The 25,662-nt window shown below is 50.9% G+C and carries 20 protein-coding genes, 1 tRNA gene and 1 pseudogene; 6 read left to right on the forward strand and 16 right to left on the reverse strand.

Features of this window, described 5'->3' with window-relative positions:
• Positions 1–46 precede the first annotated feature (46 nt).
• On the reverse strand, positions 47–1,492 hold the full coding sequence (locus MRJ96_05265; GenBank protein ID MDR4500845.1) for a DUF3391 domain-containing protein: 1,446 nt from the start codon (positions 1,490–1,492) through the stop codon (positions 47–49).
• 164 nt (positions 1,493–1,656) lie between these two features.
• On the opposite strand from MRJ96_05265, the gene MRJ96_05270 reads away from it, so the two are divergent.
• Positions 1,657–2,556, forward strand: a complete 900-nt coding sequence (locus tag MRJ96_05270) for a mechanosensitive ion channel family protein (GenBank protein MDR4500846.1) — start codon at positions 1,657–1,659, stop codon at positions 2,554–2,556.
• Between the two features lie 732 nt (positions 2,557–3,288).
• Here MRJ96_05270 and MRJ96_05275 read toward each other — a convergent pair.
• The gene (locus tag MRJ96_05275; protein ID MDR4500847.1) at positions 3,289–3,876 is read right to left on the reverse strand and encodes a VPLPA-CTERM sorting domain-containing protein; all 588 of its coding nucleotides are present in this window, start codon (positions 3,874–3,876) and stop codon (positions 3,289–3,291) included.
• Between the two features lie 94 nt (positions 3,877–3,970).
• Positions 3,971–6,829 carry a GDSL-type esterase/lipase family protein gene (locus MRJ96_05280; GenBank protein MDR4500848.1) on the reverse strand — a complete coding sequence of 953 codons (2,859 nt, stop codon included), beginning with the start codon at positions 6,827–6,829 and terminating at the stop codon, positions 3,971–3,973.
• Positions 6,830–7,111: 282 nt separating this feature from the next.
• Between MRJ96_05280 and MRJ96_05285 the strand changes: the two are divergent.
• A pseudogene (locus MRJ96_05285) lies at positions 7,112–7,420 on the forward strand (integrase core domain-containing protein).
• A gap of 305 nt (positions 7,421–7,725) precedes the next feature.
• Here the strand turns inward: MRJ96_05285 and MRJ96_05290 are convergent.
• Positions 7,726–7,802 (reverse strand) — tRNA-Met (locus tag MRJ96_05290).
• Between the two features lie 99 nt (positions 7,803–7,901).
• Here MRJ96_05290 and MRJ96_05295 point away from each other — a divergent pair.
• The 3 genes from MRJ96_05295 (at position 7,902) to MRJ96_05305 (ending at position 9,339) form a co-directional block, all read left to right on the forward strand.
• Positions 7,902–8,519 (forward strand): hypothetical protein, encoded by a 618-nt coding sequence (locus MRJ96_05295; GenBank protein ID MDR4500849.1) that lies wholly within the window; start codon positions 7,902–7,904, stop codon positions 8,517–8,519.
• Between the two features lie 126 nt (positions 8,520–8,645).
• On the forward strand, positions 8,646–9,011 hold the full coding sequence (locus MRJ96_05300; protein ID MDR4500850.1) for a type II toxin-antitoxin system RelE/ParE family toxin: 366 nt from the start codon (positions 8,646–8,648) through the stop codon (positions 9,009–9,011).
• Entirely contained in the window at positions 9,004–9,339 is a 336-nt protein-coding gene (locus tag MRJ96_05305; protein ID MDR4500851.1) for a helix-turn-helix domain-containing protein, read from the forward strand. Before MRJ96_05300 ends, MRJ96_05305 begins: the two co-directional genes overlap by 8 nt.
• A 124-nt stretch (positions 9,340–9,463) precedes the next feature.
• Here the strand turns inward: MRJ96_05305 and MRJ96_05310 are convergent, their stop codons facing one another.
• The 10 genes from MRJ96_05310 to MRJ96_05355 form a co-directional block, all read right to left on the reverse strand.
• The gene (locus tag MRJ96_05310) at positions 9,464–10,654 is read right to left on the reverse strand and encodes a DUF4340 domain-containing protein (GenBank protein MDR4500852.1); all 1,191 of its coding nucleotides are present in this window, start codon (positions 10,652–10,654) and stop codon (positions 9,464–9,466) included.
• 102 nt (positions 10,655–10,756) lie between these two features.
• Positions 10,757–12,679, reverse strand: coding sequence for a Gldg family protein (locus tag MRJ96_05315; protein ID MDR4500853.1), 1,923 nt, complete (start codon positions 12,677–12,679; stop codon positions 10,757–10,759).
• Positions 12,680–12,842: 163 nt separating this feature from the next.
• The gene (locus tag MRJ96_05320; GenBank protein ID MDR4500854.1) at positions 12,843–13,577 is read right to left on the reverse strand and encodes an ABC transporter permease subunit; all 735 of its coding nucleotides are present in this window, start codon (positions 13,575–13,577) and stop codon (positions 12,843–12,845) included.
• 70 nt (positions 13,578–13,647) lie between these two features.
• Positions 13,648–14,604: an ATP-binding cassette domain-containing protein gene (locus MRJ96_05325; protein MDR4500855.1), complete on the reverse strand. Its 957-nt coding sequence runs from the start codon at positions 14,602–14,604 to the stop codon at positions 13,648–13,650.
• Positions 14,605–14,734: 130 nt separating this feature from the next.
• On the reverse strand, positions 14,735–16,555 hold the full coding sequence (locus tag MRJ96_05330; GenBank protein MDR4500856.1) for a BatD family protein: 1,821 nt from the start codon (positions 16,553–16,555) through the stop codon (positions 14,735–14,737).
• Positions 16,549–18,504, reverse strand: a complete 1,956-nt coding sequence (locus MRJ96_05335; protein MDR4500857.1) for a VWA domain-containing protein — start codon at positions 18,502–18,504, stop codon at positions 16,549–16,551. The genes MRJ96_05330 and MRJ96_05335 overlap by 7 nt, the downstream gene beginning before the upstream one ends.
• Positions 18,505–18,537: 33 nt before the next feature.
• On the reverse strand, positions 18,538–19,593 hold the full coding sequence (locus tag MRJ96_05340) for a VWA domain-containing protein (GenBank protein ID MDR4500858.1): 1,056 nt from the start codon (positions 19,591–19,593) through the stop codon (positions 18,538–18,540).
• Positions 19,590–20,081, reverse strand: coding sequence for a DUF4381 domain-containing protein (locus MRJ96_05345; GenBank protein MDR4500859.1), 492 nt, complete (start codon positions 20,079–20,081; stop codon positions 19,590–19,592). Before MRJ96_05345 ends, MRJ96_05340 begins: the two co-directional genes overlap by 4 nt.
• Before the next feature lie 7 nt (positions 20,082–20,088).
• Positions 20,089–21,114, reverse strand: a complete 1,026-nt coding sequence (locus tag MRJ96_05350; protein ID MDR4500860.1) for a DUF58 domain-containing protein — start codon at positions 21,112–21,114, stop codon at positions 20,089–20,091.
• Positions 21,098–22,072: an AAA family ATPase gene (locus MRJ96_05355; protein ID MDR4500861.1), complete on the reverse strand. Its 975-nt coding sequence runs from the start codon at positions 22,070–22,072 to the stop codon at positions 21,098–21,100. The genes MRJ96_05350 and MRJ96_05355 overlap by 17 nt, the downstream gene beginning before the upstream one ends.
• Before the next feature lie 419 nt (positions 22,073–22,491).
• On the opposite strand from MRJ96_05355, the gene MRJ96_05360 reads away from it, so the two are divergent.
• Positions 22,492–22,911 carry an Hsp20/alpha crystallin family protein gene (locus MRJ96_05360; GenBank protein ID MDR4500862.1) on the forward strand — a complete coding sequence of 140 codons (420 nt, stop codon included), beginning with the start codon at positions 22,492–22,494 and terminating at the stop codon, positions 22,909–22,911.
• Between the two features lie 66 nt (positions 22,912–22,977).
• On the opposite strand, the gene MRJ96_05365 is transcribed toward MRJ96_05360, so the two are convergent.
• Both MRJ96_05365 and MRJ96_05370 read right to left on the reverse strand, forming a co-directional pair.
• Positions 22,978–23,778, reverse strand: a complete 801-nt coding sequence (locus MRJ96_05365) for a dienelactone hydrolase family protein (GenBank protein MDR4500863.1) — start codon at positions 23,776–23,778, stop codon at positions 22,978–22,980.
• Positions 23,779–23,966: 188 nt separating this feature from the next.
• The gene (locus MRJ96_05370) at positions 23,967–25,646 is read right to left on the reverse strand and encodes a glycosyltransferase family 39 protein (GenBank protein ID MDR4500864.1); all 1,680 of its coding nucleotides are present in this window, start codon (positions 25,644–25,646) and stop codon (positions 23,967–23,969) included.
• Between the last annotated feature and the right edge of the window lie 16 nt (positions 25,647–25,662).

A 25,662-nucleotide genomic window follows, 5' to 3' on the forward strand; every position in this document is an offset into this window, starting at 1 on the left:
TTTTTCGCAGGATATGTGAGAAATTGCACGTCGCCTTGCTGCTGAATCACGTCATCCCGATGCACATCTTACCTTGTGCTGAGTTCTTTCCTGGGGTCTTCTTTCTCTTGCTAAAGGAAGAATTCTCATCTGTGGCATGCACGAACATGGCCATGCGGCGTGGGCTTAAATAGGCTAACACGCTTGGCTGAAGGTCCTTGGGATGAATCGCTTTCTGAATGTCTACGGAAGCATCGTGGGCTAAGTTCACGACGAGTCCATCATTCCGGCACAACCACGGCGCATGCAAAAGAACGATGGGTTTGGTCGGACTTTGGATGTTGATAGCTGTCACGACCCCCAAGAGACCATCGGTAAGTTCGACCAGACTGCCCGGAGGGTAGACTCCCACGGCTTGAACGAGCGCTTGCACCACATATTCACAAAACTGCGCATCCTTCCCTTTGTGGACCACATGTCGAAACAAGCGTGAGAGCGCCTCATGTGGAATTAAACTGGATTCAGGATCTGGCGCATTACAGAGTTCATCATACCGGTCGGCAACCATGACAATCTTGGCCAGATTCGAAATCTCTTCATTCCGTAAATGGTTGGGATATCCGGAACCATCGAGCCGCTCGTGATGTTGAAGAATCACGTTCAACAGCAGGGGTTCCGCCCCGGGCAAGTTGGCCAAGAGTTGGCAGCTCGATGCTGGATGATCTTTTAACATGTTCGGATCGGCTTGAATCTTCATGCCTCCGGTTAAAAATTTGACTTTCATCGGCAACAACCGGTAGCCGACATCGTGCAACAACCCCCCCATACCTAGGCGGAGCATTTCCTCTGACGAAAGGCTCATCTGTTTTCCGATCAATAACGAAAGCATGCACACGTTCAGCGCATGCTCTGAAAGTCCCCACATCACACCATTACTGCCCATCACGTCAATCAACGACATCGCCGCCTGCGGGTTCTCGAGCGTTTGCTGTATTCCTGCTACGATATCTTCGGCAACTTTCAGGCCCTTGGCTTTCCCCTTATTGACTTGATGAAAGAATTCTTCATTTTTTCCGAGCACCTTTTGATACGAACTCTCGACTTTGCGAATATGCTCACGAAAGTCTTGATAATTATGGCGACGCTCAAGCACGAGTTCAGGATCGAGTTCCTCTCCCGGTTTGTTTTCCCCAGAAAATTCTCGCGTTCTTTCTGAACTATCGTAGTCCCGTACATGGGAGCCAGCCGTTCCGTTATCATGTGCGTCGCATTCAACTGTCTCGACTGACGATTGAGTCTCATCATTCGACGGTTCAGAGGTGTCCTCAGACTCGGAACGATCCGGGTCATACAAAATTGTGACCTTTTTTAAATTTTTGATGGTCTCAAGATCAGCCGGCGATTTAATTTTAAACGTATTCGTTCGAAAAGGATGGCTAAACCACGACCCTTCTATCTTGACAAATAGTCCGAGTCGGAGATCTTCGGAATTATGCACTTCTATAAATGCCATTGGATTCCCGTTTGAGCATCTTTGGGCTCTCTCACTATGTCGGTCAATTAGGGAACGCAATTAAGGGGAAGTTTTCAAAAAGCCCCACGAGACTTGCCGTAGGACATACGCACTGAGCCGGGTATAATTCTCGTATCTCAGCCACCACATTTTGGAGGAAGTCCATGTCCACATCAGCGTATTCAGACCTTGTTTTCTCTGCTCTGGAGACATTCCTGGCCAAGGGAATGACCACCATCTTGATCGTGATCGTCATACTTGTCGCTTTGTACCTCCTAAGGCGGGGACAGACAAAATTTCGTCGCTATTTAGAAGGACGATTGCTTTCATCCGAACAAGCCCAACGGGCTCAGACCATCACGCAAGTAGTCGGAGATGCCGTACGCGTATTGCTCATCGGGATCGGAACATTGTCCGTTCTGGGCGAAATGGGCATCGACCTGAAACCGGTGTTATTTGCGGCAGGAATCGGAGGGCTGGCGATAGGCTTTGGAGCCCAAAGCCTCATTAAGGATGTGATCACCGGATTTTTTATCCTGTTTGAAGATCAACTGCAAATCGGTGATGTGGTGACCATTGCGGGGCAAACTGGGCAAGTTGAAGAAGTCCGGCTCCGGACCACTCGCCTTCGGGAATTATCCGGCAATGTGCATATCATTCCCAATGGACTCATTGACCGCGTGACCAACTGGAGCATGGACTTCTCGTATCGCGTGTTCGACCTCGGGGTCGCGTACCGGGAAGATGTGGACCGGGTCATGGATGTACTCAAGGAAATTGGAACGGAATTGGCCGCAGACCCGAATTTCAGTCAAGACATTCTCGCTCCTCTTGAAGTCCTCGGGGTCGAGGCCTTTCAGGACTCTGCGGTGATAATTAAATTTCGGATCAAGACGAAGCCGTTGCAACAATGGCGAATTGGACGTGAAATGAATCGCCGCATCAAAAAGGTCTTTGATGCCAGGGAAATAGAGATCCCGTTTCCCCATCGGACGCTGTATTGGGGCGCCAATCAACACCCCACTCGTTCATCCGATCAGACGCTCGAGCCTTCCTTATCATAATCATAAGAAAATTGAACGACGGATGAGCGCGTCATCAGGAGTACCTACTAAAGTGGCGACTTTTTTCAATACTCCCAGAATCAAATCTTACAAGATCGAGAAGGAAGCATGGCGAGATAACGCGTTGACACAAAATAAAAGGCTCTCCCCATCGCTGGAAAGAGCCTTATCCGTGGTGACGATTGGTTGCGGGGGAGGGATTTTTCAATTGCATACCCCCTCCTCGCACTATCAGGATTCCCCTTGTACCTGAAAAGAGGAAAAATAGCAAAGAAAGATGACAGATGGGGCCTCTTTATGCAAGTCACCTGTGTAACGTTGCGTGCACCTATTATGTCTAGGACTATGATACTCGTGAGCTTGATTATAGGGAAGTACACACTGCCTCATCAGTTGGCTCATTCTCGATGGGATCAGGATTCCATCATGTATATGTAGGACCTTTATAAAATATTCTGAGCAAGCCTCAATGGTAAACAGCTTATGTATAGCGAAAATACCAGACCATGCTAGCTAGCCTATTTTGTGAGTAAATGTAATAGCGCAAATTACGGAAAGCGCTATTAAATCAGTTTCTGAAATGGTTCTGCTCGAATAGAGGCCAGAAAAGAAAGTAAAGCCAGCCCAGTTGATATTACCAAACTAGGCTGACTCAAACTTCGGAAATTTGAAGTAGATCTTATATTGCTACTTTTTTTGAGTTTCAGTCTTAACAAACTATTGGAAATTAGTTTAATTAACTTCCCGCCGTCGGAGAGCGGCGAGGCCGCCGAGGCCTGAGAGAAACAACCACCCAGCCGCCGGTAATGGCACTGGCGCGGTATCTTTGACGGTAATACTTCCCGCCGTCGCGTTGACTGGCACAGCCTCAAAGTTCTCATTCGCCCAGGCAAAGATGAGATCAAACGGGTCGGTCAGCCCTAAGGGGCTCGTCCCGAAGCCGACGGACTCAAACTCAATCGTCGCAAACGTAAAGGGCCCACTCGGTACCCCTGCGAACGTCCCGAAACCCATGGTGTCGACGGTCCCAGCACCATTATCGATCGTTCCAGTGCTGCTCCCTATATCCGTTGGTACCCCAAGCGTGACCGAGTTCACGTTCACAATTGATTGATCAAAGCTGAGTGACAGGGCTCCTCCTACGAGACTTTCGGCCGCATCCGCATTGTAATTACCCACGATATCCACGGTGAACGTTTGATTCAGTCCATTCACCATCGTCATGGTTGGATCAAAGCCGACATCAACCGTGGCGGCCTGACCCGTCACTGGCACAAGCACGAGTAACGCAAGAGCTAAACTGAGTATTACGATTTTCATCCTACACCTCTCATTAATAATAAATAGAGTTAAAAAGCGCTTGGACTATTTCGAGCAATCATGGTCAATCATCTTCTTCTCTCGTGTACTGTGGTTACTGCGCATCAGCGGCGGATGGTCCTGGCGGCTGGCCAAACATCGATTTAAACCGGGCCAAGTCAAACGTATTCACCACCCCGTTGCCATCAAAATCAGCATCCGCATCACTCGTCCCAAATGCCGCCTTGAACCGCGCGAGGTCAAACGTATTCACGATGCCATTATTGTCCAGATCCGCATCGCAGACATTGCCGTAGCCATCATTATTCGTATCGCGTTGATCCGGATTCGCAATGATTGTGCAGTTGTCACTCTCGGCACAGATACTATCGCCGTCTTCATCACCAGCCACATCTTGTGGACACGTATCACAGATATCCCCGCGTCCATCCAAGTCTTGATCCGCCTGATCCGTGTTGGCCGTGGCCGGACAGTTGTCACAGCCATCGGGTATACCATCCGCATCACTATCCACGGTGATCGAGTCCGCAATGCGGACAAGATCAAACAGCAGCAGGCCAACCCCATCCGGCCCTGCCGCCAGGGCTTCGAGGGTCCCAACGTTCCCCACTGGAAGCGTGGCGGGGATCAATACCGTCGCATCCAGATTCCCATTCGCATCAGCATTGACTGTACTCAGAGGCAATCGTTCGTTGGCGACCACCAAGGACAATGTGACGGACTCAGATGGGGCGAAGCCCGATCCGAGCACTCTGGCCATTTCTCCCGGGACTACCAGGCCCACTGCCTCGGTGCACCCAGCAGGGGCTGACGCCAGACGCACTTCAAGATCACCAAAGGCTGGTAAGGGACCTGTCACTTCCGCGGTTGCCGGACTCTGCAGATTGGCGACGGGATCAGGGTTGCGTGGCAACCCATTGGGTAAATAGCCTGCGGGCCACCCCGTTTGCAGGGAATCCAGATAGGCATTGGCCACGTTTGCATACTCTAACTGCCCGCGGCTTGTCGGATGAAAACTCGATTCTGGATTAATAAGAACGAATCCATTGACCCAATCGTCCAAGTCGCCACACGCTTCATGCCCTTGGAAATGATTGGCCACGGGAACATAATGCAGACCCACCTGTGCTGCCGCCTCAGCCACGGCCGTATTAAGTTGTTGATTTGCGCCACGCATCCACGCCTGCTCAGAGGCCGAAAGCTTCACATCGGGAAAGAACGGGACTTGGACTGCCGGACATTCATTGCCACTCACCACGAGTGGGTAATCGAGTACCAGCGTAGCTGCATTGGGTGTGGCTGTGCGGATTTCACCAAAGAGATTCTGGAGTCGAGATTTGACAACAGCCATCCATAATGGAAACAAGTCTCCAATTTCGAAATTGGAATGCGGTGCAAACGGTTTAATTTCGTTGCACGCATCATGGGCAAAACAAAAAATCACAATTCTAATAAAGAAAGCATCATTGCCCCCAATCGTAATTGTCAGCAGATCGCGACTCGCATTAATGCCATTCTCAGGAGCCATTTGAGGTGGTTCATCACCACGCTGTTGATTCCCAAATGCCGTAATATTACTCGTATCTGATCCCGTACATGCCAAAAAATCAAATTGCGCATCAGCGCGGTCAGCAATCGGTTCAGTATTGTCTGGAGTGCGGATATGTGTCGAATAGGCGCGAGTTGAACGGTGACAGCCAGTCAAAAACCCATCGGTTGTATTAAAGTATGGAGGTAAGCCTTCGCCCGACGAATAGGAATCCCCTAAAGCGGCGTAAGATAACAGGTCAAGAATCAAGTCGAATTCAATCGAATAGTCTCCAATTTGAGCACCGCTAGAATTCCCATCTGAAATCATAACTGTATAGGTACCGTTTTCTGTAAGCTCGCAAAATGTGGCAGTGTCTGAGCAATTTATAGTAGCGGTGTCACCAGAAGTACTGGAAATCAGCAATCCACTCGGACTATAAAGATCGACTCGGAGAGAAAGTGGGCCGCCGCTCAAGTCTGTCACCTGAATTTGCACCGCCTCGCCAGCATTCGCCGTAAATGTGTAGGAATCTAGATCTCCGAGATCAATGGTGTCTGAAACGCTCCCTCCATTGGGCAATGCCCCGCCTTCATTTGCGCCGGGCGCTCGCGCGTAGTGCAGGGTATAGGGCCCTATTTGGCCACCGTTACTGTCTGTTACAACTACGGTATACGTGCCGGTTTGAGTGAGCTCGCAAAAGAGAGACGAGGTGAAACACGAAATTGCCGCCACATCGCGGGATTGTGGGCTAGAGGTCGAGATAATCAGTGTCCCATCAGGAGCGTAAAGATTAATCTGAGGAATCAGCGCCACCGTGCCGCCGGTATGCGCCATACGAATTTGCACCGCCTCGCCAGCATTCGCCGTAAATGTGTAGGAATCTAGATCTCCGAGATCAATGGTGTCTGAAACGCTCCCTCCATTGGGCAATGCCCCGCCTTCATTTGCGCCGGGCGCTCGCACAAAATGAAGATTATACGGGCCTGTCTGATTGCCTCCAGATGTTCCATCTGATACTACCACAGTATATGTACCAGTCTGGGTGAGCTCACAAAAGAGAGACGAGGTGAAACACGAAATCGCCGCCACATCGCGAGATTGTGGGCCAGACGTTGAGATAATCTGCGCCCCGTTCGGAGCGAGAAGTGTGAGGCGGGGAGAGAGCGCAACTGTGCCACCAGTATGGGCTGCTCGAAGTTGAACCGATTCGCCAGCGGTGGCGGTGAAGGTATGAATATCTTGTTCGCCAGGAGCTGATATCGAGTCTGAAATTACGCCTCCGTTTACCAATGAAGCCGCATCGACAGTGTGTAGCTGACCAAAAGTGATGAATAGCCCAATAGCTACTGTACACCAGAGATATTGTCGAGAATGTTTTAACCCGGAAGCATTCTGGGACGACTTTGAATTAGAACTAAACATCACGGATGTTCCGCATATTCTCCAATCAAAAGCTAGAGGTAATGGTCATACCTGTTGCCCATTATCAAATCAGAAGGTTCTGGAGAAGACTACGATCTTATAGCAGAGAGAAAAAGTTTAAAATAAAAAGAGAAGACTATGTGGACCATGCAGTAGCGTATGACAAACTACAAAAAAAGGAATCTTTCCCCTATACTTTACCTTACAGATGCCACCTTCTCTCCATTAGATCGACTGTCGAATATACTGGATCTGACTAATTTGTCAAGACACAGATGCATCATGCCGGTGTTGCGGAGTGACAATGGTTTGATCTTTCAGAGTCAGCGCTTTCGACGGGCGTGTGGGGAGTATCGCCTCCAGCAGGAATTCATTACGCCGTATGCCCCGGAACAGAATGGCCTGATTGAACGGTTCTTTCGCAGTTTGAAGGAGGAATGTGTGTGGTAACACCACTTTGCAGGCTTTGAAGAGGCTCGGCATACGATCCAACGATGGATGCGCTGGTATAACGATGGCCGGCCGCATCAGGCCTTACAGTACCGAAGCCCGCGGCAATATCGACGGGAACAAGCAGCAAAGGTGGCTTGATTTCAGGGGAGCATTACAACTGGAGATTATCGTGCTTGTAACCTCCTTAACTAGTCATGACCCAAAAATAAAAACGCCCAACGATTTCTCCCAAATGCTAGAGAAAGATTTCACGCACTTGCAAAAGATTTAGAGAATATCGACCCTTCCCACCTAGAGCCTATACGTGACTAAATAAAAACCCTGATTGGGGGGAGGGGGGGGGGAGATAAAACTCCATCCGACCGACCAGGGTTTTCTCGAAGCTGAATTTTCAGGAGATTATGCTGACTTTCTAAAACTCACTCGCGAAGGTAAAAATATCGTGGTTGCGGGGGAGGGATTTGAACCCTCGGCCTTTGGGTTATGAGCCCAACGAGCTACCAGACTGCTCCACCCCGCGGACTGATACTAGACGAGGTTCACACATCAAGTCAACGTGTCGCGTTGATCACGGCTTTAGGCAGACTTCAAGCCTATGGTATGGTCACGGACTATGCTGATGGCTGGAGTTTTTGGCGCGATCTTATGTATCGCGATTATTTCGGGTGATTGGTATCAATTCACGAGTCTTCGGGAGTCGGCCAGCCGGTATGGCTGTCGATTAGCAAGCAGACGTGATGAAGTCTCGCAATCCGGCTCTCCACACCTCCATAAACACTTCAATAAATCGGGCCTTCTGGAACTTCCTCATGGCCTGGCTCGTTACCTGCGAGCGCAAAACCTCATCATTATTCGACCGTACTACCATCTGTTTTCCATGCGATTTCGAACTGCTTGGCCGCTCAAAGGCACGATCGAAGTCCGGTCAGAGGGGAGAAACCTTTTACTGGAATTAGTTAAACGCACACCGTGGTCGTCTGCCATTATCACGACACTCTGGCTGGGAATCGTCGTCATCGGCACCTTCGCCTTTGTCGTGATGTTTGCACTGGACGGAGGGTTTGCAACGGGAAGCGGAGTGATGCTGGGCGTTGGAATCGTGGCACTGGGGATTCTTGTCCTGATCTTCGGATTGATCCTCCTTTCATTGGCCTACCGCCTCGAAGATCAACGACTCATGCAGGTGTACCAGGAATTGAAAGAAAAGTTGGGAGACAAGAAAGTCTCAACAACATGATACCTTCAGTGTCATGCCCTCCAACTTCTTAACTTCTATCTTGTTCTTGTGTCTAACATCCCTTTGACCTTGCGGGTTTTATCTTAATATCCTAATATAAGTATATAAGGATAATTTCAAACTGGAATGAAGCTGGTACATTTCATGGGGGACAGTAGGGCTGTGCTGAGAGACTTTCCGCGGGAGGTAAAAGACCGAATAGGGTATGCCCTCTACGAAGCTCAAAGAGGCGGAAAGGCTCATCATGTAAAACCATTAAAAGGCTTTCATGGAGCTGGCGTTTTAGAGGTCATGGAAGATTATGATGGATCGACTTACAGAGCGGTGTATACGGTCCGTTTTGCCAAAACAGTCTACGTGCTCCACACCTTTCAAAAGAAATCCAAAAAAGGCATTGCCACTCCGAAGCCAGATATGGATCTATGGATCTCATCAAAGCAAGGCTTAAATTGGCAGAAGAAGATTTCAAGAAGGAGAAAAAACTATGACTGAGAAGATCACAAGAGGCTCGGGAAATGTTTTTGCCGATCTGGGATTTGAGAATCCCGAAGAAATGGAAACTAAAGCCAAACTGGTCAGTCAGATCAATGCCATTATCAAAAAACGGAAGTTAACACAAAAGCAGGCCGGGGTAATTTTGGGAATTACACAATCCAGAGTTTCAGACCTTGCCCGTGGAGGCTTGAGTGGATTCTCCGTAGATCGGCTTTTGCGCTTGCTGAATAAGTTAGACCGAGAGGTTGAAATTGTCGTCAAACCCAAGAGTAGCCGACGCCCAGCGACTACGAGAGTTGTATTTGCAGATCCAATATCTGTCTAATTTTTGAAGCAGCTTTTTCAGCCTTCAAGGATGAGTGCTGGATCAATGCGAGGCTTCGTGTCGTCATCGTTTGTCATTGCTTTCGTGATGACGATCTCGTCATTAGAAAGTTCCAGCTTACACGCTACTCCTTGGCTATCAAATCATCTTTCTTCTTCGAGAAATTTTCTACCTTGAATTTTGGAAATTCAAAGATCCAGTCCTTGAATTTGGCGTTGAGATCGGCGACTTCTTTTTGAACGTCTTCTTCAGATTTCAGGATTGATTCCTTGGGTTCGTCTTTCTTTTCCGTGTTATCGTCATCCTCTTTTGTATCGCTCTCGTCACTTTCCTTCGCGTCTTTACCGCTGTCGTCACCGGATGGTACGTCTGCCTTTTTCTCGGACGATTCCTTTACTGGTTCTTTGTAGACGAGAGTCGGGTCAAACGCTGCGGCGATCCTGCCATACACGACTTCGTCTTTGTTCATCGTTTCAACCGTCAGACGTAGGCCATCGAATGTTTCCAGGACTGCCTGCAGGCCCGCCTTCGGCGAAAACGCCGGTTCATCGGATTTTTTGACGTCTTCCAATGTCAGTTGTGCAACCGCGTTGGCGACATTGTTTACGTTAAACTGCGAATTCACTTTCTGATCTTTGGGAAGATCGCGAACTTTAAAGTCCAGTGCGTCGGGAGTGTCTTTGTAGATTGTGAGGGTTTCTCCCCCAGGATGCGTGACAGAAACCCGTTGAATGCGCTTGCCCGCAATATTCAACAACTCTTTTTCCAGCCATTCACCAGGAACCTTCTCAACGGGAAGTTTGCCGGACACCAACCACGTTTGCGGATCATCCGGCTTTCGGATGTACAGATCACTCTGGGTGGGGTTCCCTCTCCCCGGCCGCTGATTGCCCAGAAGCATGCTTGCAACAGCCTTTGAACCCTTTGCCTTGAGGGTGATGAGGGTTGAAGGCGATCCTTCGGCATTGTGATCTTGTAAACCCAGCTTTTCATACAGGTCAGGATTTTTAGTTTTGGGTTCGCGGATACGCAGTTCAGCCATCCCGATCAGCACGGGTTTCACTTTTTCAAACGATGCGGCATACCCGCCCTTCTCTTTGACACTCCATCGCTCGCCTTGCCGAACCAGGGTCACGGTATGATCCTTGGATTCAATCGTCATTTCTTCAATCTCATTGATTCCCGCCATCAGATCAGGAAACACGAGCTCCCCACTCTGGCTCGGCTTCTCGTTTGTATCCTGGCTCAATAGCACGGCACCGAGGATCACAACAAAGGTGATGCCCGCCAATATCATCAATGTCTTCGGTTTCATCTCCTGACCTTTAGCTGTATTGAAAGAGTTTTCATGTTGCGATCCTGCTCTTTGGAGAACCGCCATGCCCAGGCAGGTCCCGCCAGCAGGCCTCATAGGGGCTTAAGTCTTCTTTCTTCGCCGCATGTGCTTACTGCCAACCCAGAAACCAGCCGCCCCGATGAGAATGGGCACAAATCCGATATTGAAAAACTTTACCCAGCTTTCCAAGCCATCGATATTTTTCACCAATTCATGCTGCACTCCCCGGAGTTCTTTTCGAACCTCCACCAATTCCTGTCGAAATTTGGCAATTTCTTCCTGTTGCTCAGGGCTCAGGATTAACGCATTGCCTTCCTGCTTCTGACTCTGCATGTTTTGAATTTTTTGTTCCGTGGCTTTCAGACGGTTTTGCAGGGCCTGCTCCTTCTGCCGGAACTGTTGTTCAGCATCCTGTTGAATGGACCTGACCAGCGTAAAGGGACGAGAAAACCCTGACCGGCTCCTCACGCTGATTAAATCATTACTCCCACCCAGATTGTCGATGGCATTCGTGACGAAATTACCGTTACCGGCGTTGGGAATCCCAATCCGTTGTCCGAAAAAGTTTTGAACTTGCACCCAAAACCGGTCTTGCAAAAGATCGGTATCGGCGACCACGATCACATTGATGGGCTCTTGGGAAGTTGCCAGATGTTTCTGTGGCGGCCCCTCGGATTCGTCTTCCTTCTTTTCTTTGTCGGACTCCTCGGACTTGGATTTCGGTTTCCCGTCGGGGAACGCGCTCTTGGCCGTTCCGCGAATACGAGCGGCAAGGATCAGTTCTTCTCCACCCGGTTTATAACTGTTCAACATGGCAGCCACATCGGGCATGAAAGCCAAGCTCGACGCGGGAATCTGCATCGCCGCGTCATCGGAATGCAGCAGCGGTATGAGTTCTGTTTCACTCCCTTCTTTCTTTTTCAAGATTCCCGCCGAGGCCAGATTGAGATTAGGAATCTGAGCGGTCACGATATCATCAGCACTCATGTACGCTTTCTCCAGACCAATCCACACAGGATAGTCTAAGACACGGGGACGACCCTGCTGTTGAATCTGGACTTTCTTCGCGAGGGGAAGGTCACCCACAACTTTACCCTTGACTAATTCCACCCCCCAGGCCTCGGACAGCTTTCCCAGGTCAGAGTTTTTCGGGCCTGTCCCTCCGAATGGATTATTCGGGGTCGCCATCCCCCGGTCCGCTTCGGAATGGGGATCGATAAAGACTAGAGCCCGTCCGCCGCGAAGCACGAATTGATCGATCGCGTACAGCGTCTCATCACTCAGGTGTTTGGGATGTACAAGCATCAGCACACTGACATCCTCGGGGATTTCGGTGGCATTCTTCTCGATGGTTTTGACCTCGACAAGTTGACGGATGTGGTCCATGATCAACCAGGGCTCGCCGCCACCGGATTGTGGCATCATGGGCATGGGAGGTCCCCCCTCTATCGGAAGGCTGCTTATTACGCCAAGGACTTGTTTTTTAGGATGCGCCAGCGTGTAGACAAGCTTGGCAAGGTCATACTCAAGGAATTCCTCCCGCTCAGGTTGAAAAAATGGGATAACTTCCTGCTCATCCGTGGAACTCGTCCCGACCATGCCAAAGTAGAACTGTTTGGTTCCCCCTTCCAGCGGCACGCCCTGAAGCCCATAGGCCACGGCCCGATCTTCTTCCTCTGAAAACGGTTCGGGGTCGATGACCTGCAAAGTGATGTCTCCCCCGGAGACCTGTTCAAATTCCTCCAGCATTTCTTCAACTCGATTGGCGTAGCTCTTAATGCCGGGGAGTCCCGTCGCGAGCTTTTTAGAGAGGTACAACTTTAGCGTGATGGGCTCATCCAAGTTTTGCATGATATTCTTGGTCCCTTCAGAAAGGGTATAGAGCCGGTGCTCGGTTAAATCGAAACGCGCTGTGCTCAACGCCGCGTTGCTCAGCATATTGGCCGCGCCAAACAATACGACGGCGAGAATGAGGCCCGTTCCCGTCAGAAATTTCTTATTCATAACGCTTCACCTTCACCTTTTATTAAGACTCGTACAGAACAATCTTTGATGTTGGCGGTTCATCATTCTCCAACTCTCAGCATGTTTACTGAAACAAAGAAAATGTTCAAAAACACTACTCGCCTGTGCGACAAGACCGCTGACGAAGTTTTTGGACATTTTCTTATTCGGCTTTTTTCATATCGATAATCGCCGCCGTCGCAAACAACCAGAACGCGATCAGCGTCAGAAAAAAGAAGATATCCCGGAGATCCAGCACGCCTTTGCTGATGGCATGAAAATGCGTCAGAAAGCTGAATGAACTGACCGTCTCCAGGATAAAATGCGGTGTCCACGCGCTCAGAGGTCCAAGAATCATCTGAAAACCACTCAAGATGAACATCAGCCCCACCACCACACTCAGGATAAACGCGATGACCTGGTTTTTGGTCACAGCCGACATACAAGATCCGATGGCCAGGAACCCGCCGGCCATGAGCAGACTCCCCAAATAACTAGCTGCAATCACTCCGTTATCAGGCTCGCCCAGGATATTCACCGTGATCCACATCGGAAAAGTCAGGGCCAAGGCGATACTGGTAAAGGCCCAGGCCGCGAGAAACTTCCCGACGACCGCTTCCCATATGGTCACAGGCAACGTCAGCAGCATTTCAATCGTGCCCTCCTTGCGCTCCTCGGCCCATAGCCTCATGGAAATAGCGGGAATCAACACCAGGTAGAGCCAGGGATGAAAATCAAAAAACGGGATCAAATCGGCTTGTCCGCGAATAAAAAAATTTCCCAAATAGAAGGTGAAGGCGCCACTCAACAAGAGAAAGATCACGATGAACACCGCGGCAATCGGTGTCGAAAAGTACCCGGCCAATTCCCGTTTGAAGATGACGTTTATCCTTCCCACTATTGCATCCTTTCTAGATCATGAGTCGTATGCATTCTGCCGTCAGTACTTTTTCCTCGAACGACTAATACTAGGTGAGTGCCTGCTTCGGAGCCGTTAAGGCTCGAAACACTTCATCCAAATGTCCACGATCGACATGCAGCTCCACGACATCCCATTGCTGTTCGCGCGCACATTGTCCCACATCGGCGATTATCCATCGGCCGTGATCCGGGAATATGCGAAGGCGCACACAACCATCCTGTTGGCCGAGTTCTTCGACGTTATTCACACCCTCAATCTTTGACAGCTCAGCCTGCATGGCATACACCTCCCCATGACGGACGGAAAGGACCACCGTATTGTGCATCGGAGATTGTCCCTCCAGGTCGGCCGGCGTGCCGTCGGTGACAACTTTTCCCTTGGCGATAATCATCGCTCGCGTGCAGACCGCTTGAACTTCCTCAAGAATATGCGTCGAGAGAATGATGGCCTTGTGAGGGGCCATGGTCCTGATCAATGTGCGAACTTCATGTTTTTGATTGGGATCCAACCCATCGGTCGGTTCATCGAGTATTAAGACTTCAGGGTCGTGCAGTATGGCCTGCGCAAGCCCAAGTCGCCGTTTAAACCCTTTTGACAAGGTCTCTATGGGTTGCTCCAGCACACTTTGAAGATTGACTTTTTCCACGGTTTCGGCGATGCGCGTTCGAAGATCTTCGCCGTAAAGCCCGCGCATTTCTCCGATGAATGTCAAATAGCCGATCGGTGTCATATCCTGATAAGCCGGAGCGCCTTCCGGCAGGTAGCCGATGCGCTTCTTGGCTTCCAACGGGCTGTCCAGAATGTCGTATCCACAAATCTTGGCCGTTCCTCCGGATGGCGTCAGGAACCCCGTGATCATCTTCATCGTCGTAGACTTGCCGGCTCCGTTTGGCCCAAGAAAGCCCAGGACTTCTCCTTGGCCTACCGTAAATGAGACGCCGTCGACGGCGACAATTGACCCGAATTCTTTGCGGAGACCGGTAATATCAACCATTGTGCCCATAGCGTACCCTCTTGGATAGATAGTGTGACCTGCGCTGGCGATTCATCGCTTCATCGGACAGATTGAACTTTTTGCACCATTCCTTCATATCTTATACCGCCGATTCCAGGAATTGTCATGTCTACACCGCTCATGACGATGCATGCAAATACAACGGAGCGACATCATCCTCTTTTGCCGCCCATGTTCCCTTAGTTTTCTCTAATGCTTGCATTTCCGGGGCGATGGTCTCCCAAAACCTCGTTCCATTCCATTCACCAGCCTTAGCTGAGTACAGGGTTCGATCCAGATCCTGGATGGCCTGTTGGGCGGCGCTAGCTCCCTGGGTCGTCTGCCCGAATTTCCTGGCGACACTACCCAGATTGCGATGACCGCTGCCTTCCCAGGTCACCGAGGCCCACCTCAATAACGCTTCGCGTGCTTGCTGCGGCTTGTTCTGTAAACAAGCCTGTTTGACTAATGACCGTATCATTCGAATCGACTCGTGGGACTTTTGTTTGTCTTCCTGAATACGGTTCTGCTGCATCATGAGTTTTCTCCGGTCACCCCACCAACCCGCAGCGGTCAACAACCACAGCGCCAACAGGAGCCCCATCATGACAGGCCATGACATCCCTAGTGAGCCGGAGGAAGCGGCATTTCCCGACTGAGGCAAGCCCTGTCCTTCTGAAAGAAACGAAGAAGACTGCGCATCATTCACAATACTCGTCGTTCCGTTCCCGGGCTGAGCAGAGGGTTCGGAAGCATTCGCCCCATGGATAGTCAGCGTTTGAGCGGGGAGCACGGCCTCTTCAGGCTTTTTTGTCTCCAGATTCCACCAACGTATTCGAATTTCCGGTAGGAGGACATCGCCTGGTCGTGTCGGAACGAAGGCCAGTTTTTGCTCGCGTTTTCCAACGGCCCACGACCCGTCAAATGCCGTCGTGATAGACGGTTGATCAGGGTACACCTTAACGCTTGAATGCTCAGTGACGGGCACTTCCGGTAACTGTTCGCCGGTTAACCCCCGGGCTTGAATCGTAATCGTCCGGGTCACGGGCTCGCCCACTTGAAGTTTGGTAAGATCGGAAGACCATGTCTCGTTCACGGAGAGCTCACGAGCGGGTAGCCATGAGCCTTGTTGCATCGTGGGAGGAATTTCCTCTACGTTCAAAGTCATCTCCTGGCTTCTGGCCCGAATCAATCGTGTTGACTGAAACCCGCTCCCAAACACACCGGGACGATTCCCGAACATCTCCTCAAACATCGATCGCGGCCTCCGGCCATCCGGCACCTTTCCGGTAAACAACACCGAGGGAATGGTTAAGGGACCGCTGGCTTGGGGAATCACGAGATAACGGCGTTCAATCACCTGATATCGGCGCCCATTTTGAATCGTCTCAAACGAGTGATCTTCACCGATACGTTCAACGATAGCTTGGCTGATTTTGGGATCTTCTAATTGCCCCTCGCGAAGCAAAACGGCATGATACAAACGCAAGGTGAAGACCATTTGGCTTTGCACATATGGTTCACGGGGTTCGATCGACGCCTCTAAGTACACATCCTTTCCTGCGGGGTCTCCTGTATTTTGCGCATGTTCCTGAACCCGTAACGTCAGGGGCGCACTAGACTGCGTACCCACCCGGATCGCGGGAATCGTGACATCGCCGACTTGCTTAGGCGAAAGAGTTATCGCCCATTGCGTTGAAGTCGAAGTTCGGCCGTTGATGATGCTGGTTTGACTGCTTTGTGAATTCTCCAGCACATCAAAATTCTTCTTCAACCCGGAGAGATCGGGGGTCTCGCCCGTCGATGGCCCTTTCAGCTCCACGACCAAACGAACCGTTTCGTCCATGGAGATGGGATTCCGGTCGACATAAGCTCGAACCGTTTGCCCCAATGCGCTGTTGATACTGAATTCCAGCAGCAGCAACGTCACAAGCCAGATACAAGAACGAGGACTCACCATGCCTGCCCTCCTGAATATGGAAGCTGACCAGCCTCTTGCCGGCGGCGATGTTCTAATAAAAACTTTCGGCGCAGAAGCCCTCCCGGATCATCAGGAATACGCCGAAGCCATTGCTCCATGGCCTGCTGTGACTCCATGTCACGTTTTTCTTCTCTCGATAAACCCGCAGTCATTCTGGAACCCTGATCCTCGCTCTCTACGTCTTGTTCGGATGGATCGCCAACGTCTTCCGCCTGCTGCATTTCTTCGCCACTCTTGTCTGTTTCGCTCTCACCAAGTTGTTCAGCGTGCTCCCGCTCAGATTGAGTTTCCGAACCGAACGGTTCCGATGATTGCTGAGAAGCCTGTCGCTCCGTGTCTTGAGAAGAGCGTTCTTGAGGCTGATCTGACTGACCGTTTGACTGTTCGCCTGCTTGCGAAGCGTCGGCCTGTTGTTGATCGGCCTGTTGCTGATCCGTTTGTCGCTGATCAGGCTGTTGCGATTGCTCTCCCTGCGATTCGCTCTGGGATTGACCGTTTTCAGAAGACTGTTGATCTTGAGAAGGCTCATTCTGTGAGCCGGGACTCTTATTTTGTTGGTCATGTTGTTGAATTAACTTGCTGATGAGTTCATGGTTAAACTGCGCATCTTCATGATGTGGGTCACGCTTCAGGACCGTCTGATACGCCTGCAGGGCTTCCTGTAGCTGTCCCGCACGAGCCAAGGCATTCCCGCGGTTGTATTGACCATCTATCGAATCATCCTGAGTGAAGTCTTCGATGGCCTGCTCAAAATTTCCCGCTCGATAATGCGCGACGCCCTTCCACGCTGAATCTTCAAAGAGGGTTGCGGCTGTCTGCGGATTATCCTGCTCAAGCGCTTGAGAGCCCTGCTGATCGGGTCGAAACCACCAGTCGCCTTCAAAAAAAGCCATGCCTGGAGATGGCGACAGCAAGACCATGAGCGCCACCACCCCAAGCCATCCTTGCCGAAACGCAGGTAGCGTCAGCGCCAAAATCGCGAAAAGAAGCCAGGGCCCTTCTTCTCGCCACCGGTCGGTCGTCCTTTGATTATCCTCGTCCTGCTGATGATCGGTCACCTTCCAGTCTGATGGCAACACCGTTTCAAGGTCTTGATCGTCAACGGTCAAGGTCGCGTATCTCCCCTGAGCGCTTCGCGCCAAATGAGCCAGCGACGTGACATCAAGTTTGGGAATGACAATCTCCCCATCACGGTCCTTGAGAAAACCTCCAGACTGGGGAATCGGCGCTCCATCTTTGCTTCCAACACCAAGGACAGAAATCCGGTGATGACCGTGTATTGCCTCGATGACAGACTGCAACTCACTTTCATCGGCACCATCTGTGATGAGAAGAATATCTCCCTTTGGCACATGACTTTGCCCGAGCAACTCCAGAGCTTTGCGCAACGCTAAATCCGAACGGCTGCCTTGCAAGGGCATTAAATCCGTGTCGAGTGAAGAAACCATCGAGGAAATCGTATTGGCATCATCCGTCAACGGTGAAACCACATGAGGCTCTCCAGCGTAGACGACTAATGCCGTCTGTCCTTCTTGTCGACGTTTCAGGATATCCAATAACTTATGCTTGGCCCGCGTGAGCCGTGACGGTTTGACATCTTCGGCATCCATCGATCGAGACAGATCCAGGACGACCACCAGTGCCGACTGAGCGCGGAAAACCGGTTGAGGCAACTTGGACCAGACCGGTCCTGCCAGAGCTAAGAGGGCGAGTATCCACGCCAACGCCACTAGGATGAACGGACCTCGAGTCTGCACCCGATGGCTTCCTACGAGTAAATGCGGAAGCAAATGCGCATCACACGCGGCTTCCCATCCTGTGGATTTCGCCCGCTGACGAATGAGCAGCCATATGACGGCGCCCAATGGCAGAAAGCCCGCTAACCACCAGGGTCGTAGAAAGTGAAAATCCAGGACATCCGTAATCATGGTTTCCAAGCATTCATCATATGATGAAAATCTTCACCCCACCTCTGTTGACGAAAGCGTTCGAGCCACTGGGTCATAGGATTTTCTCGTCAGTAAAGAAGGCATTCGCAGAAAGGTCAGCGCGAAAAGAACGGAGAGGACCAACGCTGCCCCCAAAGGCCAGGGGTACAATTCGTCCGTGGGACGAAAAAACTCTGTCTCCTCTGCTGCAGGCTCCAGTTCGTCGAGTTGCCGGTAGACTTGCTCAAGTTGTTGCTTATCTTTTGCGCGTAAATATGTTCCTCCGGTAAGCTGAGCGATTTCCTTCAACGTGCCTTCATCCAGGTCTTGTGACGGATTGACCGTTCGACTGCCGAACAATGAAGACACTTGCATCTGATCCGCCCCGACCCCGATCGTGTAAATACGGATGCCCTCTTTGGCCGCAAGCTTTGTCGCTTGAAGCGGACTGATATCTCCAGCCGTGTTGGCTCCATCCGTAAGCAAAATCAGCACGCGATTCTCCTGCGCTTGGTTTTTCAGACGCTTGGTCACTAACCCAATGGCATCGCCGATGGCCGTTTCTTTTCCTGCCAGACCAATTTCCGCTTCGTTCAACATCGTCTGTGCAGTAGTCCGGTCAAATGTGAGTGGGGTTTGGACATAGGCTTGAGAGCCGAATAAGATCAATCCTACGCGATCGCCCTTTCTCCGTTTGATAAACTCACCAGCCACTGCTTTCACCACCATCAAGCGATTGGCCTGCTCTCCTTGGAGCGTAAAGTCCGGGATTTCCATGCTTCCAGAGACATCAACCGCCATCATGACGTCACGTCCGCTTACCGGCAACGAGACAGGATCTCCGATCCATTGCGGACGAGCCGCGGCGGTTAGCAAAAGAAGCCAAACCAACATTCCGAGCCAAAAGTTGCGGAAGGATCGGGAACCCTGTTTCACCGCAGTCTGACCACAATCAATCGACATCACATCTTGATAAAATGGAATGCGTAATGAACTTTCCGCGTTCCGTTCTACGGGCTTGACGAGTCGTTGAACCACCCAGGGGAGGGGCAACAACAGAAATACCCACAGCCATACCCACGTGATCATGCCGTCATCCTTTTCGAAGGCAAAGGAACTTGCTTAATCCATCGCTCGGCTAGATCGATCATTTCGTAGCCGTTCACCTTATCGTGGTCGAGACCATACGGGACTTCTAACCATGCGTGACGGCTTCCCGCATCGGAAAATAGATGCGTTTTTGCGTGTTCATCCAAAAATCGCAACCAGGGCAAGCCTGTGAGACCTGCCACTGCCTGACGTCCGAAACAGGAGAGTGCATATCGACGAAGGAGTTGCGAGAGACCAGACATTAGCTCTTGGCAATTCTGTGTCTGCGTGAATTGCGTCTTGAGCGCGAGGAGTTTCTGTAAGGCGTCGCGACGCAACGCTGTTTTTTTGCGGTACCACATAAACCAGAGACCAAGAGCCAAGAGCGCAAGAAGGCTCCCGGCAACGATCCACCAACCGATCGCTGGAGGCCAGAATGAAACCGGAGGCGGTAAGTGGAGGCCGCGCAATTGGTCAAGCGAGTCCATAGGCCATTCATGAATCTCCGTTTAGGCGTCTCGCACGAATGTGTTTGTGACGATCCCCGATTAGCCTGAGCCCCCGACGCACAGCTTCTTCCACCGGCACATGCGTGCTGATTTGAAAAAATCCCATGCCCCGTTGCACACACAGATTTTCTACCAACTGATATCGTTCTTTAAATCGACGACGATAGGTTTCCACGAACGGCGCATCCCACGTGTTCACTACCCCAAAGTCGGTACCATTCGTTACCCCATACATGCCTGGACTTGGCGGTTCCTGTTCGAGCGGATCAGAAACCATCACTCCGACAACATCATGATGCCCGCTTAATTGAGTGACGTAGGGGATGGCTTGATCATCTAACGCCCGAAAGTCGCTGAGGATAAAGATTAGACTCCCGGGGCGGGCCGTTCGCTTTACTCTCTCGAGTGCCGTGGAGAACGCCGACCTCCCTGTACCATCGTTCATCGGTGTGTGCATGTCGATCTGTTGATGATGCCTGGATAGGGCGTGTAACACCTGGAGAACTCCCGATTGTCCACCTCGGGGCCGGACAATGGCATGACCGTGATCTGAAAAGACGACAGCGCCGACCCGATCACCGCGATGTTGCGAAGCCCAAGCCAGCAGGCTGGCTGTACGCGCGGCGATGACGGACTTAAACGCCACTCTCGTTCCGAACAACATCGAGCTCGTATAATCGACGACGACAAACACCGGCCGCTCGCGCTCTTCACGAAATATCTTGAGATGCGGCATTCCAGACCGCGCCGTCACCCGCCAATCCATGTGCCTGACATCATCACCGGCCTGATATCTGCGTACTTCTTCGAAGTCGACGCCTCGTCCCTTGAACGGCGATCGCTCGCCTCCCGCCAACAACGAATGCACACCTTTTTGCGCGCCAACTCCCAGGGCATAAATGCCATGACGAGCCTCGATCAACTCATCCAGTACGACACAGGTCCCGGAGTCGACGGTAACGTTGGATGGAAATGTTTCTGATTTGATCGCACGATCAGGGAACGGCCACACGAGAGAGGATCTCCGTTATCACATGGTCCGATGTGATGTTTTCTGCCTCGGCCTCAAACGAGAGGAGTATTCGATGTCGCAAGACATCAGCGGCGATGGCTTGGATATCTTCCGGGGATACATACTCACGCCCTGCAAGCCAAGCATGAGCCCGCGCACAGCGTTCGATACCGATGGTGGCCCGGGGACTGGCTCCATAACGCACCCAGCGCGCCAATTCCCGGCTATAAGGACTTGGGTCACGCGTCGCGACCACCAATTGGACGATATATTCTTCAAGACTGGGGGCAAGATGAAGGTGCAATATCTCCTGTCGTGCCGAAAAAATGATTTTTTGTGGAATAGGCGCCTGAGCTTCCCCCCTCGTCATCAGTGACATCTGGGCCTGCCGGCGGACAAGTTGAGCAATCTTTCTTTCCGATTCCAGATCCGGGTAGCCCACCTGGACGTACAATAAAAATCGATCGAGTTGAGCCTCGGGAAGAGGATAGGTTCCTTCCTGTTCGATCGGATTCTGGGTCGCCATGACCAAGAACAATTCTGGCAGGGGATAACTTTTCCGCCCTATCGTCACCTGACGCTCTGCCATCGCCTCAAGCAAGGCTGCCTGCACCTTGGCCGGCGCACGATTAATCTCATCCGCTAAGAGCAGGTTGTGGAAGATGGGACCCTGTTGAAACGCGAATGATCCATCCTGGGGACGATAAATATCTGTTCCCGTGATATCGGCCGGCAGCAGATCCGGAGTGAATTGAACGCGGTGGAAATCAGCTTCGATCCCGGAAGCCAGGGACTTAATCGCGGTCGTCTTGGCCAGCCCGGGAGCCCCTTCAACCAGCAAGTGCCCATCGGCCAGCAGCGCAATCAGCAGACGAAGGATAAGTCCTTCCTGTCCGATGACCTGTTGGTTGAGGTAGACCTGAAGCTGCAGCAGGCTTTCGTGTTCAAATCTAGACATTGGTCTTGACGTGAACCTCGAAGAATTCGCGTTGGATTGATAATGAGTTACAACCCAAGATGTCTCCGCCCGTACGGAGACCATGGAGCAGTCATTCCTCTTTGTGTCATTCTCTATTCTACCAGATAACGCTGCTGTTTCGAGAGTCAAGGGTTCCTCAACATTCCGTCGCAGGTTTCTAATAGCGTGAGTAAGGATCATCGTCATGATTTTCCTACGCAAACGACTTCCATAAACAATGTCACTAAACCGTGTGCTTCACCGGCATTCAATGCGCAACACCCCACGCATTCATCGAACAAATGGAAGCTTCCTCTTGACTTTTTCCCAAATCGATTTATCTCTTGAACAAGCCGGCAAGAGAACACAAAACACATGACTCACACAAACAACACATATACTTCAAAAAGGAGGGTGCTATGACACTCACAACGTATGCTCCATTCGATACCCAGATTGACCGCTTGTTTAACGATGCCGTTCGCGCCTTTGGCCGGGATGTTCACAGTTGGGCTCCGGCGAGCAATGCCTGGGAGGATGACGAGACATTCGGCATTGAGCTTGCGCTACCAGCGTGGAAGTCTGATCAAGTGAATGTTCAGGTGGATAAGGGCGTCTTAACGGTGGAAGGAAAACGGGAAGAGAGCGGCGAGAAGACCGAAAAGAGCAGCAGAAAATATCATGTCCGTGAAGTTGAAACTGCCTCGTTTAAACGGTCGTTCCGTCTTCCCACAAATCTGCAGTGGGACAAAGCCGATGCATCGTTTACCGACGGTGTTCTCACGATCGCGTTCCCCAAACGGGAAGATGCGAAACCCAGACAGATTACCGTCCGCTAAATTTCACAAGATCCAGGAGCCGCATATGCGGCTCCTGGACTTACCTGCCACAAGCCTTCTTCGACCTCAAAACACTTCGTCGAAAAAGATCTGCATCTGCTTCCATGAGCGTTCGTCTGCCTTCTTATCATACTTGAGAGCATCTATTCCGACTTTATCGGCCGCTGGATTGGTAAAACTGTGACGCGCGCCCGCGTAGATGACCATCTGCCAATCCACTCCGGCTTTGTCTAACGCATTGCGAAATCGTTGAATGTGCTCTTCCTTGAGAAAGGGATCTTCGTTTCCATGCGCGATAAGCATTTTCACGTTTGTGGCAATCTCCTGATCAGCGCTTGGTAATGGCAAGGCTCCATGAAAACTCACGACGCCCTTTACGGGAGCACCTCGATAGGCCAGTTGCGTCACTGTCGCTCCGCCGAAACAATACCCGATGGCCGCCAGTCGCGTCGTATCGACGGCTTCTTGCGTTTGCAATACTGTAAGCCCTGCCATGGCACGATCCTGCCATTCATTCACATTCGCGGTCATTTCATTCATCCAGGCTCCTGCTTGCTTGGGATGATCCGTTACTTTCCCTTTTCCATACATGTCTACCGCAAACGCGACATAGCCCAGCGCGGCCAATTGCTCGGCCCTTGTTCTGGCATATTCATTTAAGCCCCACCACTCGTGTACGACGAGTACGCCAGGGCGTTTGCCCTTCACGGCATCATCCCATGCAAGGTAACCCTCCAACTGAACGTCACCATGACGATAAGGGATCTGTTTCGTGATAACTTTTGCAAAACCCTGTTCCAGTGGAAACAACAGACCGACGATTCCTATCATGAATGAAACGATGATGAGTTCTCGATAAACTTTCATATCGACCTCCTTACGACGCATTAAACTTGGTGACAATGGCTTTCCTTTTTGATCGTTATCAGAGCTTATACCGTAACCCGAATGACAAGACAATGAATCGGTAGAAGGGATATCACGATGATTGGATTCGCTATATTTCTGCAAAGGATAAGATAAGAAAACAAAACGGCTGGCGTGAGAAAACGGGCTTAAGACACGGTCTGAATCGAAACCAATAGAATTTTCCGTTTCGGTCTTGGAAATTCCCTCAAAATCGTTGAGGTCAGACCTGCGGCTGGTTGAATGATTTGCCGAAACTGGTGTTCAGTCATGAGGATTACCAATGATCCTGTTTGACGCACCTCCTTTTGCAGTGATTCCAATGCTTTTTCATCAGTCTGATTCTCGCCGATGATACGTTGATTCTTGTGCACGTGGAGCCAGTAATATAAATCCTCATCGCTTCTCCAATTCCAGTGTTGAAAGGTTTGAATCGGATCGTTCGGAGTTTTCAGATAAGACTGCACTTCCGACATAAGCAGTTTAGGAGAAGCGACAGCGTTAATCCCTGGCACGATGATCAGGACAAGACTCATCATCAAACCCACAGCTAAGACCCCTACCATATTGAGTGCCGCACGCGCGTGGGCTGTAGAGACGGCATACATCAAAACTCCAGCGCCGAATAGAAAGCCCACTTGATACATGAATGGAAATATGTCGGAAGGCAGATTCCATTTTTTTTCTAACAGATAGGGGGCCAGGAAAATGACGACCATAAGCAGAAGGCTCAACAGTACAAGCATGCGCTTGCTCGATGGAAACGTCCATAGATCGAAGTCTTGCGCGTCGAACACGCGATGATACACATACCCGATCATGAGCGCGATTCCCGGAATCATCGGCATGAGATAACGCTCATGTTTCTCAGGAAACAACGAAAAGGCCAGGATGTATCCCAACACCCACAGTAAAATGAACGTTTCTCTTGGATAGTGGCGTCGAGGTTTTTGTCGCCAGAGAAGGAGCAACCCGGCGGGAAGTAATGCAGACCATGGGAAACAGTCAAACCAGATCACGAAAAGATACCAGACAATCGGGCGTTTCCCAAAATAGGCATCCAGTGCGCTGCCTTGCGTGTCTCCCGCTAATTTCGTCATGCGCTGCAGATTTTCTTTCAAGACATAATGCTGAATAAACTCTTGCCCCAAGTAGACATAGTACCCTCCGACGAGTAGGACAAACGTGGCGATTCCCAGCCAAAAGTAACGGGTTTTGAAGGGTGTTCCATCACGACGAATGATCAGAAGCGCGACAAAGAGGGCCACAGGCAGCGCAAACGCGTGAAGGTTTTTCACCATGGCGCCGAATGCCAAGGCGATAAACCCGATGACGTACCACCATGACTGTTCTTCCATGAAATAGGCTCGCACGAATCCCAGCGTGCCCAAGGTCATCGAAAAGGTAAGGACGGGGTCAATGATTGCCATTTGCCCGAACCATACGGATGCGTAGCACGTCAGCATCACCAGGGCCGCCCAAAAGCCAGCTGTCGATGAAAACAAGGTTCTCCCTATCCAATAGGTCGCCACGACAGTTCCGAAACTACAGAAGGCGCTCGGTAGCCGTAAGGCGGCTTCATTCATTCCCCAAGATTCTGTAGAGAATGCCTGGAGCCAGAAGAACATCGGAGGTTTATGGAGGTAGGGCTCACCATGCAGAGTCGGATGCACATAGGCACCCGTTCGGACCATCGTCTCGGTCACGGACGCATAGAGCCCTTCGGTCACGCCAAATAGGGAGACCGGAAGATTGTAAAAGAAGGCCAGCAGGCCCATTGTTCCGAGTACAAACCAATGTCCCCAACCGTTCCGACTGATTTGCTTCATAACTCTTGCTTGAACA

The sequence above is a fragment of the Nitrospirales bacterium genome (assembly GCA_031315865.1).
Classification (GTDB): domain Bacteria; phylum Nitrospirota; class Nitrospiria; order Nitrospirales; family UBA8639; genus JAGQKC01.

Bases quoted from the DNA above. Each gene is read 5' to 3' on its own strand.
- MRJ96_05325 (MDR4500855.1), bottom strand. From the start codon at position 14,604: ATGGGCACAATGGTTGATATTACCGGTCTCCGCAAAGAATTCGGGTCA.
- MRJ96_05345 (MDR4500859.1), bottom strand. From the start codon at position 20,081: ATGGACTCGCTTGACCAATTGCGCGGCCTCCACTTACCGCCTCCGGTT.
- MRJ96_05370 (MDR4500864.1), bottom strand. From the start codon at position 25,646: ATGAAGCAAATCAGTCGGAACGGTTGGGGACATTGGTTTGTACTCGGA.
- MRJ96_05335 (MDR4500857.1), bottom strand. From the start codon at position 18,504: ATGATTACGGATGTCCTGGATTTTCACTTTCTACGACCCTGGTGGTTA.
- MRJ96_05305 (MDR4500851.1), top strand. From the start codon at position 9,004: ATGACTGAGAAGATCACAAGAGGCTCGGGAAATGTTTTTGCCGATCTG.
- MRJ96_05355 (MDR4500861.1), bottom strand. From the start codon at position 22,072: ATGTCTAGATTTGAACACGAAAGCCTGCTGCAGCTTCAGGTCTACCTC.
- MRJ96_05340 (MDR4500858.1), bottom strand. From the start codon at position 19,593: ATGATCACGTGGGTATGGCTGTGGGTATTTCTGTTGTTGCCCCTCCCC.
- MRJ96_05330 (MDR4500856.1), bottom strand. From the start codon at position 16,555: ATGGTGAGTCCTCGTTCTTGTATCTGGCTTGTGACGTTGCTGCTGCTG.
- MRJ96_05360 (MDR4500862.1), top strand. From the start codon at position 22,492: ATGACACTCACAACGTATGCTCCATTCGATACCCAGATTGACCGCTTG.
- MRJ96_05310 (MDR4500852.1), bottom strand. From the start codon at position 10,654: ATGAAACCGAAGACATTGATGATATTGGCGGGCATCACCTTTGTTGTG.
- MRJ96_05300 (MDR4500850.1), top strand. From the start codon at position 8,646: ATGAAGCTGGTACATTTCATGGGGGACAGTAGGGCTGTGCTGAGAGAC.
- MRJ96_05365 (MDR4500863.1), bottom strand. From the start codon at position 23,778: ATGAAAGTTTATCGAGAACTCATCATCGTTTCATTCATGATAGGAATC.
- MRJ96_05275 (MDR4500847.1), bottom strand. From the start codon at position 3,876: ATGAAAATCGTAATACTCAGTTTAGCTCTTGCGTTACTCGTGCTTGTG.
- MRJ96_05270 (MDR4500846.1), top strand. From the start codon at position 1,657: ATGTCCACATCAGCGTATTCAGACCTTGTTTTCTCTGCTCTGGAGACA.
- MRJ96_05265 (MDR4500845.1), bottom strand. From the start codon at position 1,492: ATGGCATTTATAGAAGTGCATAATTCCGAAGATCTCCGACTCGGACTA.
- MRJ96_05280 (MDR4500848.1), bottom strand. From the start codon at position 6,829: ATGTTTAGTTCTAATTCAAAGTCGTCCCAGAATGCTTCCGGGTTAAAA.
- MRJ96_05295 (MDR4500849.1), top strand. From the start codon at position 7,902: ATGGCTGGAGTTTTTGGCGCGATCTTATGTATCGCGATTATTTCGGGT.
- MRJ96_05315 (MDR4500853.1), bottom strand. From the start codon at position 12,679: ATGAATAAGAAATTTCTGACGGGAACGGGCCTCATTCTCGCCGTCGTA.